The organism is Azospirillum baldaniorum, assembly GCF_003119195.2.
In the GTDB taxonomy this organism is placed as follows: domain Bacteria; phylum Pseudomonadota; class Alphaproteobacteria; order Azospirillales; family Azospirillaceae; genus Azospirillum; species Azospirillum baldaniorum.
The window spans coordinates 165447-180544 of record NZ_CP022254.1 but is presented as its reverse complement, the minus strand read 5'-3'; the positions used below and the strand labels follow the sequence as shown (position 1 = coordinate 180544).

The 15098-nt window shown below is 67.9% G+C and carries 18 protein-coding genes; 5 read left to right on the top strand and 13 right to left on the bottom strand.

Annotation, left to right across the window (positions count from 1 at the left end):
* The first annotated feature begins 15 nt into the window (after nt 1–15).
* Complete coding sequence (locus tag Sp245p_RS15165; protein ID WP_109138661.1) at nt 16–972, top strand: DMT family transporter; 957 nt, start codon at nt 16–18, stop codon at nt 970–972.
* Here the strand turns inward: Sp245p_RS15165 and hutU are convergent.
* The 4 genes from hutU to hutI are packed head-to-tail and all read right to left on the bottom strand — an operon-like array spanning nt 950 to nt 4612.
* Nucleotides 950–2638: a urocanate hydratase gene (gene hutU, locus Sp245p_RS15160; RefSeq protein ID WP_014198668.1), complete on the bottom strand. Its 1689-nt coding sequence runs from the start codon at nt 2636–2638 to the stop codon at nt 950–952. The genes Sp245p_RS15165 and hutU overlap by 23 nt on opposite strands.
* A 43-nt stretch (nt 2639–2681) precedes the next feature.
* Nucleotides 2682–3107: a type II toxin-antitoxin system VapC family toxin gene (locus Sp245p_RS15155; protein WP_014198666.1), complete on the bottom strand. Its 426-nt coding sequence runs from the start codon at nt 3105–3107 to the stop codon at nt 2682–2684.
* Entirely contained in the window at nt 3104–3352 is a 249-nt protein-coding gene (locus Sp245p_RS15150) for a hypothetical protein (protein ID WP_014198665.1), read from the bottom strand. The genes Sp245p_RS15155 and Sp245p_RS15150 overlap by 4 nt, the downstream gene beginning before the upstream one ends.
* A gap of 45 nt (nt 3353–3397) precedes the next feature.
* A complete protein-coding gene (hutI, locus tag Sp245p_RS15145) occupies nt 3398–4612 on the bottom strand; it encodes an imidazolonepropionase (RefSeq protein ID WP_014198664.1) in 1215 nt (404 codons plus the stop codon).
* A 48-nt stretch (nt 4613–4660) separates the two neighbouring features.
* On the opposite strand from hutI, the gene Sp245p_RS15140 reads away from it, so the two are divergent.
* Entirely contained in the window at nt 4661–5536 is an 876-nt protein-coding gene (locus Sp245p_RS15140; RefSeq protein ID WP_014198663.1) for a ChbG/HpnK family deacetylase, read from the top strand.
* A 179-nt stretch (nt 5537–5715) separates the two neighbouring features.
* The gene (locus Sp245p_RS15135) at nt 5716–6486 is read left to right on the top strand and encodes a class I SAM-dependent methyltransferase (protein ID WP_014198662.1); all 771 of its coding nucleotides are present in this window, start codon (nt 5716–5718) and stop codon (nt 6484–6486) included.
* Here the strand turns inward: Sp245p_RS15135 and Sp245p_RS15130 are convergent.
* The 4 genes from Sp245p_RS15130 to Sp245p_RS15115 form a co-directional block, all read right to left on the bottom strand.
* Nucleotides 6450–6863 (bottom strand): GtrA family protein, encoded by a 414-nt coding sequence (locus Sp245p_RS15130; RefSeq protein WP_014198661.1) that lies wholly within the window; start codon nt 6861–6863, stop codon nt 6450–6452. The two genes, Sp245p_RS15135 and Sp245p_RS15130, sit on opposite strands and share 37 nt — an antisense overlap.
* On the bottom strand, nt 6860–8497 hold the full coding sequence (locus tag Sp245p_RS15125) for an AMP-binding protein (RefSeq protein ID WP_014198660.1): 1638 nt from the start codon (nt 8495–8497) through the stop codon (nt 6860–6862). The genes Sp245p_RS15130 and Sp245p_RS15125 overlap by 4 nt, the downstream gene beginning before the upstream one ends.
* Nucleotides 8494–9027: a MarR family winged helix-turn-helix transcriptional regulator gene (locus Sp245p_RS15120; protein ID WP_014198659.1), complete on the bottom strand. Its 534-nt coding sequence runs from the start codon at nt 9025–9027 to the stop codon at nt 8494–8496. The genes Sp245p_RS15125 and Sp245p_RS15120 overlap by 4 nt, the downstream gene beginning before the upstream one ends.
* 175 nt (nt 9028–9202) lie before the next feature.
* Nucleotides 9203–9766, bottom strand: coding sequence for a hypothetical protein (locus Sp245p_RS15115; RefSeq protein WP_014198658.1), 564 nt, complete (start codon nt 9764–9766; stop codon nt 9203–9205).
* Between the two features lie 581 nt (nt 9767–10347).
* Here Sp245p_RS15115 and Sp245p_RS15110 point away from each other — a divergent pair.
* Entirely contained in the window at nt 10348–11142 is a 795-nt protein-coding gene (locus tag Sp245p_RS15110; RefSeq protein WP_014198656.1) for a response regulator, read from the top strand.
* 32 nt (nt 11143–11174) lie between these two features.
* Here Sp245p_RS15110 and purU read toward each other — a convergent pair whose 3' ends face one another.
* Nucleotides 11175–12041: a formyltetrahydrofolate deformylase gene (purU, locus tag Sp245p_RS15105; protein ID WP_014198655.1), complete on the bottom strand. Its 867-nt coding sequence runs from the start codon at nt 12039–12041 to the stop codon at nt 11175–11177.
* Between the two features lie 169 nt (nt 12042–12210).
* Here purU and Sp245p_RS15100 point away from each other — a divergent pair, with 169 nt between their 5' ends.
* On the top strand, nt 12211–12597 hold the full coding sequence (locus Sp245p_RS15100) for a hypothetical protein (protein WP_014198654.1): 387 nt from the start codon (nt 12211–12213) through the stop codon (nt 12595–12597).
* Nucleotides 12598–12640: 43 nt separating this feature from the next.
* On the opposite strand, the gene Sp245p_RS15095 is transcribed toward Sp245p_RS15100, so the two are convergent.
* The 4 genes from Sp245p_RS15095 to Sp245p_RS34950 all read right to left on the bottom strand — a co-directional run bounded on the left by Sp245p_RS15095 (nt 12641) and on the right by Sp245p_RS34950 (nt 15081).
* The gene (locus Sp245p_RS15095) at nt 12641–13162 is read right to left on the bottom strand and encodes a hypothetical protein (RefSeq protein ID WP_014198653.1); all 522 of its coding nucleotides are present in this window, start codon (nt 13160–13162) and stop codon (nt 12641–12643) included.
* Nucleotides 13159–13770: a hypothetical protein gene (locus Sp245p_RS15090; protein WP_014198652.1), complete on the bottom strand. Its 612-nt coding sequence runs from the start codon at nt 13768–13770 to the stop codon at nt 13159–13161. The genes Sp245p_RS15095 and Sp245p_RS15090 overlap by 4 nt, the downstream gene beginning before the upstream one ends.
* Entirely contained in the window at nt 13757–14500 is a 744-nt protein-coding gene (locus Sp245p_RS15085) for a MotA/TolQ/ExbB proton channel family protein (protein WP_165359982.1), read from the bottom strand. The genes Sp245p_RS15090 and Sp245p_RS15085 overlap by 14 nt, the downstream gene beginning before the upstream one ends.
* A gap of 428 nt (nt 14501–14928) precedes the next feature.
* Nucleotides 14929–15081 carry a hypothetical protein gene (locus Sp245p_RS34950; RefSeq protein WP_158282581.1) on the bottom strand — a complete coding sequence of 51 codons (153 nt, stop codon included), beginning with the start codon at nt 15079–15081 and terminating at the stop codon, nt 14929–14931.
* Nucleotides 15082–15098: the final 17 nt, after the last annotated feature.

Genomic DNA, 15098 nt, shown 5'->3' with positions numbered 1-15098 from the left:
TTTCCCGGACGCCCCATGGACCGCCAGCCGCGCAACGCCCCCCAAAGCAATGCCGTCTTCACAGCCTATGCCCTGTATCTGCTCTCCTCGGCCTTCTTCGCCTCCAACGTGGTGATCGGCCGGGCCGCGGCGGCCATCGTGCCGCCGGTCGGGCTGGCCTTCTGGCGCTGGGTGCTGGCCTTTCTGATGATCCTGCCGCTGGCCCTGCCCGGCCTGATCCAGCACCGCCACGCCCTGCGCTCCTCGTGGAAGCGCTTTCTTCTGCTGGGCGCGCTGGCCCAGGGCGTGTGCGGCGCCGTCGTCTACATGGGGCTGGAGCGCACAAGCGCGACCAACGCCGCCCTGATCTACGCCACCAGCCCGGTCATCATCCTGATGATCGCCGCCCTGTGGCTGCGCGAGAAGGTGACACCGCGGCAGGCGGCGGGAATCGCCGTCGCGATGGCCGGCGTTCTGGTGATCCTGACCCGCGGCGACGCGCAGGCGCTGCTGCATCTGTCCTTCAACGCCGGCGACCTGTTGATCCTGGTGGGGTCGGCGACGTGGGCGGTCTACACGGTGCTGCTGCGTCAGACCCGCAGTTCGCTGCCGGTGGTGACGGTGTTCGCGGCGAACGCGCTGGCCGGTGTCGTCGTGCTCGCCCCCTTCTACGCGTGGGAGACGCTGGCCCTGCGCCCCGTCCCGCTGAGCCTGGACGCCGCCGTCCGCATCGCCGGGGTGGCGCTGTTCGCCTCCGTCCTGGCCTTCCTGACCTACCAGAAGACGATCAACCTGATGGGTCCGGCGCGGGCCGGCACCTCGCTCTATGTCATGCCGCTGTGGGCGGCGGTGGCGGCCTGGGCGCTGCTGGGGGAGCAGTTCCAGATGTTCCACCTGCTCGGCGTCCTGCTGGTGCTGCCGGGGGTGGCGCTGGCGACCCTGCCGCCGCGCGCCACCCCCGCCAAGCCGGTCAGCCGATCATCGGAAGCGTGAGCCCCTGCTCCTTGGCGCAGTCCTTGGCGATGTCATAGCCGGCGTCGGCGTGGCGCATCACGCCGGTGCCCGGATCGTTGGTCAGCACCCGCTCCAGCCGCTTGGCCGCGGCGTCCGTCCCGTCGGCGACGATGACCATGCCGGAATGCTGGCTGAAGCCCATGCCGACGCCGCCGCCATGGTGCAGCGACACCCAGGTCGCCCCCGAGGCGCAGTTCAGCAGCGCGTTCAGCAGCGGCCAGTCGGACACCGCGTCCGAGCCGTCGATCATCCCCTCCGTCTCGCGGTTCGGGCTGGCGACGGAGCCGCTGTCCAGATGGTCGCGCCCGATGACGATGGGGGCCTTCAGCTCGCCCTTCGCCACCATCTCGTTGAAGGCGAGGCCGAGCCGCGCCCGGTCGCCCAGCCCCACCCAGCAGATGCGCGCCGGCAGGCCCTGGAAGCGAATGCGCTCGCGCGCCATGTCCAGCCAATTGTGCAGGTGCGGGTTGTCGGGGATCAGCTCCTTCACTTTGGCATCGGTGCGGTAGATGTCCTCCGGATCGCCGGACAGGGCGGCCCAGCGGAAGGGGCCGATGCCGCGGCAGAACAGCGGCCGGATGTAGGCGGGCACGAAGCCGGGGAAGGCGAAGGCGTCGGCCACACCTTCGTCCTTGGCGACCTGCCGGATGTTGTTGCCGTAGTCCAGCGTCGGCACGCCCATGGCGTGGAAATCCAGCATGGCGCGGACATGGGTCGCCATCGACGCCTTGGCCGCGGCGACCACCGCCGCCGGATCACTGCGGCGCTTCGTCTCGGCCTCCTCCATCGTCCAGCCGGCGGGCAGGTAGCCGTTCAGCGGGTCGTGGGCGCTGGTCTGGTCGGTCACCGCGTCGGGGCGGAAGCGCGGGTCGGTCTTGGCGCGGCGCACCAGCTCCGGGAACACCTCCGCGGCGTTGCCGAGCAGACCGACCGACACCGCCGTGCCGGCGGCCTGGGCCTCCCACAGGATCGCCATCGCCTCGTCGAGGCTGGTCGCCGAGCGGTCGAGATACTTGGTCTCCAGCCGCCGCTCGATGCTGCGGGCGGAGCATTCCACGGCCAGCATGGACGCCCCGGCCATGGTCGCGGCCAGCGGCTGCGCGCCGCCCATGCCGCCCAGCCCGCCGGTCAGGATCCAGCGGCCCTTCAGGTCGCCGCCGTAATGCCGCCGCCCGACTTCGACGAAGGTCTCGTAGGTGCCCTGCACGATGCCCTGGCTACCGATGTAGATCCAGGACCCGGCGGTCATCTGGCCGTACATCATCAGGCCCTTGGCATCCAGCTCCCGGAAATGGTCCCAGGTCGCCCAGTGCGGCACGAGGTTGGAGTTGGCGATCAGCACGCGCGGCGCGTCGGCGTGGGTGCGGAAGACGCCGACCGGCTTGCCCGACTGGACCAGCAGCGTCTCGTCCTCGTTCAGGGTCTTCAGCGACGCGACGATGGCGTCGAAGCAGTCCCAGTTCCGCGCCGCCCGCCCGATGCCGCCATAGACCACCAGCTCGTCCGGGTTTTCCGCAACGTCGGGGTCGAGGTTGTTCATCAGCATGCGCAGCGGCGCCTCGGTCAGCCAGGACTTGGCGGACAGGTCGGTGCCGTGCGGCGCCCGGATGACGCGGCGGTTGGCCGGCGGCTTGGTGTCGGACATGTGACTCGTCCCTCTCGAATTTTGCTTGATGCGTTTGTTGTTTTCAGACGGGAACAGTGCCGCCGCCCAGGAGGACGGTCAACGTCTCCCAAGGGGTGGAGCGGGTGCGGGCGTGCAGGCGCTTGTCCAGCGTGACGAGCGGTGCGCCGAGTTCCTCGGACAGCGCCAGATAAAAAGAGTCGTAGGCCGGGTGATCGAGGGTCGCGGCAATGGAGAAGGCCCGCCGGATCAACCCCGACGTCGGCACGAGCATCGTGTAGGCTTGCGGAATTTCCGCCAACGCCCGGTTCGCCTGCTCTTCGCCGATGAGACCGGACCGCCGCATCTTCCACAGGGCGTTCGTCACCTCTGGCACCACCAGGTCGGGGGCGACGAGCATCCCGTCGCCGCTGACAAGCTCCTGGGCCAACGGCGTGTAACCGTCCTGGATCGACCATCGCAACGCGACACTAGCATCGACGACGTTCACCGGTCGCGGTCCTCCCGGATGAGGTCCGTAATATCCGCATCCATATCCGGCCGCGTCATGGCGGCTGTCCGCCGCATGCGCTCCAGCAGGTCGCGGCGGCGTGCATGCTCACCGGCTTCGCGCGCAAGAGCACCCGCCAGCAGGAGCTTCGCTTCCTCCTCCGGCGTTCGTCCGGTGCTGCTCGCAAGCGCCTTCAGACGATCGAGCGTGCCTTCCTCAACATCCTCAAGAACGATCTTGCCCATCGCGCCCTCCAGATGGGTTCAGAATACGCCATCGTACCGGCAACGTCACTCCACACCGCCCCGCACCAGCCGCCCGCCCCGCACCACCGCCGCGCAGGGGTTGGCGCCCAGCCAATAGCACAGCTCCGCCGGGTCGCCGACGTTCCACACCGCCAAGTCGGCGGCCTTGCCGGGCTCCAGCGTGCCGTGGGTGGCCGCCATGCCCAGCGCCTGGGCGGCGTTGCGGGTGACTCCGGCCAGCGCCTCCTGCGGGGTCAGGCGGAACAGGGTGCAGGCCATGTTCAGCATCAGCAGGAGCGACACGGCGGGCGAGGTCCCGGGGTTGCAGTCGGTGGACACCGCCATCGGCACGCCATGGCGCCGGAACAGTTCGATGGGCGGCAGCTTGGTCTCGCGCAGCGTGTAGAAGGCGCCGGGCAGCAGCACCGCCACCGTCCCCGCGTCGGCCATCGCCCGCGCGCCCTCCTCGCCGGTGTGCTCCACATGGTCGGCGGATAGCGCCTTGTAACGCGCGGCCAGCGCGGCCCCGCCGCCGTCCGACAGCTGGTCGGCGTGCAGCTTCACCGGCAGGCCGAGCCGCTGCGCGGTGTCGAACACGCGGGCCGTCTGCTCCGGCGAAAAGGCGATCCGTTCGCAGAAGGCATCCACCGCATCGAGCAGCCCCTCCGCAGCCAGGGCAGGCAGGATGTCCTCGCAGACCAGCGCGATGTAGTCATCCGCCCGCCCGGCGAACTCCGGCGGCAGCGCGTGGGCGGCCAGCCCAGTCATCCGCACCGTGACGGGGAAACGCTCACCCAGAGCCCGCGCCGCGCGCAGCATCCGCCGCTCCGTGGCGAGGTCGAGGCCGTAGCCGGACTTCACCTCCACCATCGTCACGCCCTCGGCCAGCAGCCGTTGCAGGCGGACGGCGGCGCTGGCGATCAGGCCGTCCTCATCGGCGGCGCGGGTCGCGGCGACGGTCGAGGCGATGCCGCCTCCGGCGCGCGCGATCTCCTCGTAGGTCGCGCCCTCCAGCCGCATCTCGAACTCGCGGGCGCGGTTGCCGCCGAAGACGAGGTGGGTGTGACAGTCGATCAGTCCCGGCGTGACCCAGCGCCCACCCAGGTCATGCTCCTCGGCGGCGCGACCGGCGGGGCGGTCCTTGGCGGCGCCGATCCAGGCGATCCGCCCGTCCTTCACGGCGATCACCGCGTCCCGCACGACGCCTCCCGGAGCCATGGTGGCCGCATGACCGTTGAACCACAGGCTATCCCACTCCATCATCCCCTCCCCGGCTTTGCGCCGCTGTCCGTCCCACCTTACATCGCCATGCCCGACACCGACACCACCCCAGCCCCGCGTTCCGCGCATCCGGTCCTGCTCTGCGCCGATGACTACGGCCTCGCGCCCGGCGTCAACGAGGCCATCCGCGACCTCATCGCCGCCGGACGGCTGACGGCAACCTCGGCCATGACGCTCTGCCCCTATTGGGCGGGGGGAGCGGCGCCGTTGAAGGAACTGGCCGACAAGGCGGACGTTGGGCTGCATTTCACCCTGACCGACCAGCCGCCGCTGGGGTCCCTGCCCAAGCTGGCGCCGGACGGAAAGCTGCCGCCGTTGGGGCGGTTGATGAAACTGGCCTACACCGGCGGCCTCGATCCCAAGGAAATCCGGGAGGAATTGGCCCGCCAGCTCGACGCCTTCGCCTCGGCCTGGGGCGGCCCGCCCGCCTACATTGATGGCCACCAGCACGTCCACCAGCTTCCCACCGTGCGCGACGCTGTCGCCGACGCCCTGGCCACTCTGCCCGGCGCCTATGTCCGCCTGTGCGCGGAACCGGTGGGGGCCGTCCTGCGCCGCGGCGTGGCGGTGCCGAAGACGCTGCTGATCGGCGGGCTGGGCGGCGGGCTGACGCGGCTGGCGCGGGCGCGCGGCATTCCCGCAAACGACCGCTTCGCCGGTGTCTACGACTTCTCCGGACGCCAGCCCTTCCCGGAGCTGATGGCGCGCTTTCTCGACCGTCCCGCCGGGCGGCTGCTGGTTATGGTCCATCCCGGCACCCCGGACGAAGCCCTGCGCCGCGCCGACCCGCTGGTGGACCAGCGCAAGGTGGAGCATGACTATCTGAGAAGCCCGGCCTTCGCCGCCTTGCTTGGGGAGCGCAACATCCGGCTCGCCCGCTTCGCCGAGTTCCCGGCGCCCTGATACAACCTCCCGCTTCTCCGCCCCCCGGCGGCATAGTTCCGCCGGTCATTCTTGACCGTTGCGATTGTTCGCCCCTACCATCATTACGACACGGCCGGATCGAGGGGGCTCTTCCGGGAGAAGAGACGAACAACAAAATCCCCTCGGTAAGAAGCGGCCCACAAAAGGGGATGCGGGATATGCACGACAATGGGACGTCGTCCGGGCCACCGGGCGGCCAGGGCTCCAGCGGCTGGGTCGATTTCTGGAACCGCCCCAACGCCATCTACGCGAACCAGCGCAATTTGGAGGCGCATTTCGCCTGCCTGCAGAACGACCTCGACGCCCATCTTCCGGAGGGGGGGACCGTCCTGGATTTCGGCTGCGGCGACGCGCTGGCGGCGGAGGCCATGGCCAAGCGCTGCCGGAACGTCTGGCTGTACGACGCCGCCCCCGCGGTGCGGCAACGCCTGCGCGAGCGGCTGTCCGGCCATCCGGGTATCCGGGTTCTCGACGACGACGATCTCGCCACCCTGCCGACGGGCAGCGTCGATCTGGTGCTGGCCGTCTCCGTGCTGCAATACATCCCGCGCGAGGAGTTGGAGTGCGTCCTTCACCGCTGGCGCCACCTGATCGGCGCGCGGGGGCGCATCCTGATCGCCGATGTGGTGGAGCCCGACACGCCGATGCTGCGCGACATCGCCAGCCAACTCAGCATGGCGCGCCGGCACGGCTTCCTGATGGCGGCGCTGATGGGGCTGGGGCGCATGGCCCTGTCCGACTACCGCCGCATCCGGCGCGAGGCCGGCTTTTCAACCTACACACCGGCGGAGTTGCAGGCCCGGCTGTCCGCTGCCGGGCTTCGGGGCGATCGTCTGGCGAAGAACATCGGCCCGACGCCGCACCGCCATTCCTTCGTCGCCCGGCTCCATACTCAGTCGGCGGGCGATCCGGCCTTGAAGGTCCAGTAGCGGTTCGCCCCGAAGCTCCACAGCATCACCAGCGCCGTGGCGGTGAGCTGGGCCAGCAGGTAATGCAGGCCCAGCCGCTGCGCCAAAACCCACATGATGGCGCTGTTCACGAACAGCCCCACCGCCGCGACGGCCACGAACTTCGTGGCGGTGGGCAGATGATCCTGCTCGCTGCGGAAGACATGGCCGTAGTTCAACAGGTAGCTGATGACGCCGCCGACGAGGAATCCCGCCGCCGAGGCCAGGACCGGCGGGGCCGCCGCCAGCTCCGACAGGATGATCAGAACGCCGTAATGGCCGACCGCCGCGGCGCAGCCGACGATCGCGAAGAGCAGGAACTGCACCAGCGGTGCGTGCGCCGCCCGGTCCCCGGTCAATCCTCGTTCTCGACCCATTCCCTCTGCCGCAGCTTGTAGCGCTGGATCTTGCCCGTCTCCGTCCGCGGCAACTGCTCCAGGAACTCCACCGCACGGGGGTACTTGTAGGGAGCGATCCGGTCCTTGACGTAGCATTGCAGCCGTTCCGCCAGATCGTCGCTGGGCCGCACGCCGTCGCGGGTGACGATGAAGGCCTTGGGGATGGAGCCGCGCAGCGGATCGGGCGCCGCGATGACCGCGCACTCCTCCACCGCCTCGTGGCCGAGCAGGACGTCCTCCACCTCCAGACCGGAAATCTTGTAGCCGGCGGAGACGATCAAGTCGTCGGTCCGCGCGTGATACCAGAAATAGCCGTCCTCATCCATGCGGAAGGCGTCGCCGGTCAGGTTCCAGCCGCCCTGCACGTAGTTCTCCTGGCGCGGGTCGTCCAGATAGATGCAGCCGGTCGGGCCGCGCACGGCCAGCCGCCCGATCTGGCCGGGAGGCAGCGGGGTCAGGCTGTCATCGACCACGCGGGCCTCGTATCCCGGAACCACCATCCCGGTGGCGCCGGGCCGGACGGCGCCGGGCGGCGAATGCAGGACGGCGTTCAGCATCTCCGTGGTGCCGAAGCTGTCGAGGATCTCCATTCCCGTCACCGCCTGCCAGCCCTCCAGCGTGGTGGCGGGCAGCGGCTCCCCCGCCGAGACGCAGGCGCGCAGCGTGCGCAGCCCCTCGGCCAAGGACGCGTCCTCCTCGATCCGTGCGGTCATGGCGCGGTAGACGGTCGGCACGGTGAACATCACCGTCGCCTTGTGCTTCGCGGTCACCTCCAACAGCCGCTCCGGCGTCGCCCGGTCCAGCAGCACGACCGACGCCCCCACCCGCAGCGGGAACAGCAGCATTCCCCCCTGCCCATAGGCGAAGGCGAGCGACGGCGTTCCGCAGAACACGTCGTCGCCGCCGGTCCTCAGCAGCGATTGCGGCGACAGGTCGGCCACCGCCAGAAGGTCACGGTGGAAATGCGCGGTCGCCTTGGGCTTGCCCGTGGTGCCGGAGGTGAAGGCGATCAGCGCCACATCGTCGGCGGCGGTGTCCACCACGGCGAAGCCCGCTTCGGTCTCTTCCAACCATCCTTCCAGGTCGCCGCCGTTGAAGGTCACGACAGGCATCCCCCCGCCCATCGATTCCGCCGCCCCGTTGAGATCCTTGGCGAAGCGCGCGTCGCACAGCGCCAGCGAGACGGCGGCGCGCTCGATGATGCTTTCCAGTTCCGTCGCGCGCAGCAGCGGCATGGTCGGCACCACCACCGCGCCGGCCTTCAGCACCGCCAGCCAGCAGGCGGCCAGCATCGGCGTGTTGGTCCCGCGCACCAGAACGCGGTTGCCGGGAACGATCCCGAACCGCTCGGTCAGCAGGCGCGCGATGCGGTCCACCGTGTCGCGGAAGCGGCCATAGCTCCACACGTCGTCGTTTCCGATGACGCAGGGACGCTCGTCCCAGCCGCGCTCCCGCCAAACGTCCAGCAGGGCCGCGGCGGCGTTCAGACGCTCGGGATAGGTGAGTTCGGGCCGGTCGTAGGAAAAGTCAGGCATCTGCTCCGGCGGCGGCAGCCGGTCACGCGTGAAACTGTCGATATGACCGGACCGAATCATCCCCTGACGCCTCCGCCACGCACCGTGTTCTTGAGCTTTCCCAACAATCCCATCAACTGCACCATGTCGCCGTGGGGCATTCCCGCCGTCAGCTCGGCCAGCCAGCGACGTTGCGCCGCCGCAATGGCCTGCGCCAGGGCGCTGCCTTCGGGGGTGATCCGGACGAACTGCATGCGCCGGTCGTTCGACGCCGCGGCGCGCGTGACCAGCCCGTCCGCGGACAGCCGTTCTACAATGCCGGTGACGTTGCCGTTGGTGACCATCATGCGCTTCGACAACTCGCCCATGGTCAGCCCTTCCGGCTGACGGTCGAGCAGGCACAACAGATCGAAACGCGGCTGGGTGGTGCTGAACTCATCACGCAAACGGCTGCGCAACCGGGCGCCGATGAGAACGGCGCACGCCGAAAGACGCAACCAGAGGCGCATCTCCGGGGAGGCGGCAAGGTCAGCCGCAGCCTCCACATCGACCGACACGTCCCCCTGCGCCCCGGCCGATGCCTCGGCCGCTGCGATGGCGGGTCCCTTCACGGTCTGTCTCCACTCCCGGTGGGAGGCATCCGCCGCAGCGCCGCCTCTTCTTCGTTCGAAGGCTTACTGTAGTTGGACGCTCGGCCTTTGAGCCATGCAAGGAAGGAATGCTTGGTGCACAAGCAATAATCATCTGCGCAGAGATCGGGCGCCTTCACCCCAAGAGTTCGACCGCTCAGTCGGCGCTCAGATACAGGTCGATTTCGCCCTGCTCCATGACATGGGCGGTGCCGTGGATGATGCCGTTGGCGACCTGGATGATTCGGTGGATCATCGCGACGGAGGTCTGGCAGTCCAGCCGCAGCTTGTCGGTCGCCCCATCCTGGATGTCGATGGACACGCGCTCAAGCGTGTGACGGACCACCTGATGCGCCTGGGCGATGGTGTCCTCGAACGGTCGCTTGAACTTGGCGGGGACGTGGCCGTACGCCTCAATGGCCAGTTCCTTGTCCGAGAAGCCGCTGTCGCGGAAATGCTCCTGGTAGCTCTTGGGCTGCCAGATCAGGCATTCCTCCAGCATGTCCGGCATGTCCGGAATCATCTCGATCAGCATCACGATTTCGTTGAAGTGATTGAGATAATCGGTCGCCAGCAGGGTCTTGTCGGAAATGTTGGTGCCGACCACGCGCTGCCGCCAGGCATGGAAGTCCGACAGTTCGTCCGGCGCCATGCCATCCGTCACCGGCGGATCGGAATCGGGCCGATCGGAGTCTGCCGGGTCGAAATCTGGTTCGGTCATACGCGACTCTGGCATGCGCGGCCCTGGCATACGCGGTTCGACAGGCACGGGTCTGGCGTGTCGGTGCCGGACGGTTTCCAAGCCGTTCCACCACCGGTGCGCGACGCCGGGGACAGTCAGTAATATCGCACTCATCCCGGCGCAAGCCCACCAGCGCGCTTTTTTTTCGATGCCGTGCAAAAAAACGCCGCCGGCGCGTCCCCGCTGGGACAGGCGCTGCGGCGGCAGTGACTGGCGGTTCAGGGAGGAATCACACCATTGGCAATCCCAACAACCGGCCTTTGCCAATTGTTCCGCTTCCCTCGCATGTGCAGCGAACGGAACGGGGGCGGACCGCCCGAAAAGCCCCTGCGCCCAAGCGGACGAGGTATGACGTCGCCCGTCCGGCGACGGGACTTAATCCGATCAAGCTATCCCGAATAACCCTTTCGTCGTCACTCCCGATACGGCGCGAACTGCGCCATATGAACTTAACTTTGTAAGCGATCGGACGGGAACATTCGGCAAAGTCCGGGAAACGCGGCAGGCAAGCCAGCGCCCCCTCGGCGGTCCGCACTGGCTGGAGGTACGGGGAAAAAGTCATGGATCAGAACACCCGCCACCTGATGGAACATCTGCCTTATCTGCGACGCTACGCGCGGGCCTTGACGGGAACGTCGACGCAGGGGGATGCCCTGGTGACGCGCACGTTGGAATGGTATCTGGACGGGCCGGTCGGGTCGGCGGCGGTGGACCCGTCGCGCGGTTCGCTCTACCGCTACCTGAACCAGCTGCAGGACAGTTCCGGCGCCCGGGCCGGCGCCCCCGGCGCCCACCCGGTCGAGGCGGCGCTGCACAGCCTGGACGAGATGGACCGCCGGCTCTACCTGCTGGTCAACCTGGAGGACCTGCCGGTCGCCGACGCCGCCACCGTTCTGGGCATCGCCCCGGAAGACGCGGTGGAGCGGCTGAACTTTGCGCGCGAGCGGGTGCGCTCGAAGCTGACGGCGACCATCCTGATCGTTGAGGACGACGCCATCATCGCCTTCGATCTGGCGGAAACGGTGCGCGGCATGGGCCACACCGTCTGCGGCAACGCCGCCACCATGGACGAGGCGCTGACCCTGGCCTCCCGCCATGCGCCAACGCTGGCGCTGATGGACATCCGTCTGGCCGAAGGCGACAACGGCATCGAAGTGGCGCGGGAGCTTCGCCGCCAGCGCTTCCTGCCGGTGATCTTCGTCACCGCCTTCCCCAACGAACTGGCCAAGCAGGGGCTGGAGCATCTGGGCCCGGTGATCCCCAAGCCCTTCACCCGCGAGCAGATCGAGCAGGCGATCACCCGCGCCGTCTTCACCCCCCACCCCGAGGAAGCCTCGCTCGCCATGAAGCACTGAGGTTCCCGAAGGGTCGGAGAAGGCCAGCCGCCTTACTTGAAGACGACGGTGCGTCCGCCGTTCAGCAGGACGCGGTGTTCGACGTGGTAGCGGACCGCCCGGGCCAGCACGATGTTCTCGATGTCACGCCCGATGGCCACCAGGTCGTCGGGCGTCATCGTGTGGTCGACGCGCTCCGCCTCCTGCTCGATGATCGGCCCCTCGTCGAGGTTCGAGGTGACGTAGTGGGCGGTGGCGCCGATCAGCTTCACGCCGCGGGCGTGCGCCTGATGGTACGGCTTGGCGCCCTTGAAGCTGGGCAGGAAGGAGTGGTGGATGTTGATGACCCGCCCGGCCATCCGCTCGCACAGGGCCGGGGACAGCACCTGCATGTAGCGGGCGAGCACGACCAGATCGATCTTCTCCTGCTCCGCGATCTCCAGCAGACGGGCCTCCTGCTGGGCCTTGCTGTCATTGGTCACCGGCAGGTGATGGAAGGGAATGTTGTGCCACGCCGCGAGCTGGTAGAAGTCGCGGTGGTTGGACACGATGGCCGGGATCTCGATCGGCAGATAGCCGGTGCGGTAGCGGTACAGCAGGTCGTTCAGGCAATGCCCGAACTTCGAGACCATGATCAGCACCCGCTGGCGCCGCCCGGCGTCGTGCAGCTTCCAGGTCATGCCGAAGCGTTCGGCCACCTGCTCGGCGAAGGCCGCCTGAAGCTCCGCCTGCGACGGCCCCGCAGCGGCGGCCGAGAAATGAATGCGCAGGAAGAACAGATTGGTCCCGCGGTCGCCGAACTGCGCGCTGTCGATGATGTTGCACGACCGCTCGGCCAGGAAGCCCGACACGGCGTAGACGATGCCCACGGCATCGGGGCACGAGACGGTGAGGATGTATTCAGAAGCGGTGCCGGACATGCGCGCCTACCGTTGCGACCTGGAATCGAGGGCGGATTCCCTAGCACGATCGTCCGCGGGATGCATCGTGCAATGTGGGAATACCGGAACGCCTTTCCGGCAGCATTTGGTAAGGATTCCCATGCGACAATGCGTCGTTTCGGCATTGGGCCGAACCGGGAGGCGAGCCATGGGCATGGGCGGGAAGATCATCGGCGAGTATGCCAAGGGCAAGGTTGACAAGCTGCTGACGCCGGAAGCGGCGGAAAACACGTCGCGGCACCGGATCATGCACTTCCTGGAGAACATGGAAGCGGCGGTGCTGGAGGCGAACTGCGAAGTGATGGGACGCGAGCTTCCCAACCTCAACCAGACGTCCTTCCTACGCATGGCTGTCCGGGTGGCGGAGCTGCGGGCCGACTATCTGCGCGCCGGGCTGAAGGTGGCGGATCACCGTCATCCCGATGCCGCCGCCATCGAGGAACTGGCCCGCGTCCGCCGCGCCTACGAGGAGATGCAGGCGGTCTTCGAAGCGGCGGAACGGGTGATCGAGCGGGGGTACGTGAAGCTGGGATGAGGAGCCCCGTACCCAGCGTCACGATCCGGTCGCGTCCAGCGCGTCAGGCATCCATGCCGGGGTGGCGGTAGACCATCGGTCCCGGCCCGCCCTCCTCGCCGTTCTTCTCCGGAAGCTGGGGCTGCGGCAGGGCGTAGAATTTGGGCTTGTCGGGGTCCAGGGTTTTCTCGAAGGGCAAGGTCATGGCCATGCCGGATCGGTTCTTCTCCGCCTCGCGCATCGCCTGCTGAAGCTGTTCGGCGAGCTTCTGATCCCAGGCCAGCTTGTAGTAGCGCGGCTCGGCCCCGCCCTCCAACTGGAGCCACAGGTAGATCCCCTGCCCCTCCTTGATCTGGGCGCCCAGAATGGTGGCCTGGGCGGTGGCGCTTTGCGCCCACTCCATGCGGACCGGCTTCGGCTTGCTCAGCAGGTCGGCCATGCCGGCGTAGGCGACTGGCATGAAGCCGATGGAGACGGCGACCGCCGACACCTTCACCCACAGCCGGCGCGGCGCCCAGATGGCGATGGTGGCGAGCGTGGCGGCCAGCGCGACCGCGGCGACCTGGAAGTCGAGCAGTTGGGTCATGATTTCCTCCCACTGCGCAGGGGCTTGTAGAGACTGTGCACGCTGTCGCCGACCAGTTCGCCGGACTCCGTCAGCTTGAAACGGAAGACGGTCAGCTCCTGCCCCTCCCGGTCGAGCTGGACGGTGGTGGCAAGGAGCTGGCGCGCGTTGTCGCCGTCCGGCCGCTTGGCGCTGACCACCACCGTGACCGGAACCGGGAAGACCGTCGCCTTGTTCCGGTAGAGATGCAGGTTCACCGCGTATTCGCCGGGCGGGATGCCGCGGCTGTAGCTGGCCTCGTAGTTCAGCTTCGTCGGGTCGGCGTTGCGGCCGAGATCGTCGCGCAGCAGGTTGAAGATCACGCCGGACTTGTTGGAATAGCCGACCGGCACGTCGCCCGGCGCCTCCACCCACAGGTCCACGTCGGCGTCCAGCTCGTCGGGCCAGCGCGCCTCGACCATCACGTTGCCGGGGGCTGCGACTCCCGCCGTGTCAGCCTGCTTGGCCTCCGGCCGGATGTGGGGAAGCAGCAGGATGACCACCGCCACGAAGCCGCAGAGCGCCAGCGTGATGACGTCGCGGAAGACGGTGCCGGCGTCGTCCTCCTCGAACTGGTCAAGGGCCTGCATGGCGTTCCCCCACGGCGACGATTTCGGTGATCAGATTCACCGTGGCGCCGGACAGCAGGCCGATGTTGATGTTCAGCCAGATGTTCAGGACGCCGCCGACCAGCGTGGTGTAGAGCGCGACGGCCATCCCCTCGATCAGCTTCGACACCATCGGGCCGATGGCGGCGACGTCGCCGGCCTTCTGCGGGTCCACCCCCGACAGGGCCATGATGAAGCCGATGACCGTGCCGATCAGACCGAGGATCACCAGGGTCGAAGAGATCTGCCGCACCGTCCCGATGCGCGCCGACAGCTTGAACTTTAGGGACGAGGCGGCGATCGACCGCGCCCCGGAATCCCGTCCGCGGATCTCCGCCAGATAGCGCGCGGCGCGCGACGGGACGGACGGGTCGAATTCCTTGGCGCGGTTCAGCTCGCGGCTGGCGCGCAGGATGCGCTGCGCCGACAGGCCCAGGCCGGCCAGGAAGACCAGGAAGATCAGCAGGCAGAGATGCGTGCTGTCGGTGGCGACGATGGGGTCGATCAGCCCCTCCGCCCAGGCGGCGGCGAGAAGGGTGAAGCCCGCGGCGTTGACGACCGCGAAGCGCAGAAGCAGCAGGTAGCGTTGCGACACCAGCGACAGGCCGGCGGTCAGTTGGCCGCCACGGCGGCGGCGCACGGTGGGCACGAGAGAATGAACAGTGACGTTCTGGGCGTCTTCGGCCATGGCGTCCGAAACAGCGTCCGACATCGGGCAGCCCTCCATCCAGGGAGCAGGGAGCGTTCGGACTGGCACTCCGCAACCGGCGTGCCAGCGGTTCATCGTCGGTCTCGCCCAATCCCGCAGCCCGCCGCTCCGGTCCGTTCATGTGCTTGGCCGGATGGGATAAATCGCCCCTGTGACAAACAGGCTACCCCGGAAGTCTGCCCGCTGCCCCCACGGTGTCCATTGCTTTGGATCAACGGATTCCACGATTTCGGCAGCGCCGTGATTAAATTCTGTTCAAAATCTCAAAGTCGATCTTTGCGCTGCTCACGAAATAAGCAAAACTATGCTGCACCGCAGCATTAAAACGCTGCACCGCGATAGACCCAGGGCAATGCGTGCGAATACAAAAAACCCCTTTCCCGCCACTGCGGGAAAGGGGTTTGCGGACGGTATTGTTCGTATTCGTGCGATCAGACGTCGCGGTAATGCTCCAGTTCGCGCCTCAGGTCGGTAACTTCGCGCTGCAACGCAACCACCCGGCCGACGTCGGGAGCCGTGCGGCGCTCTTCCTTTTCGAGTTCGTCTTCGACCTCGCGCTGCTCCTGCCGGATGATGTTGAACAAGGCTTTCCTCAACATCG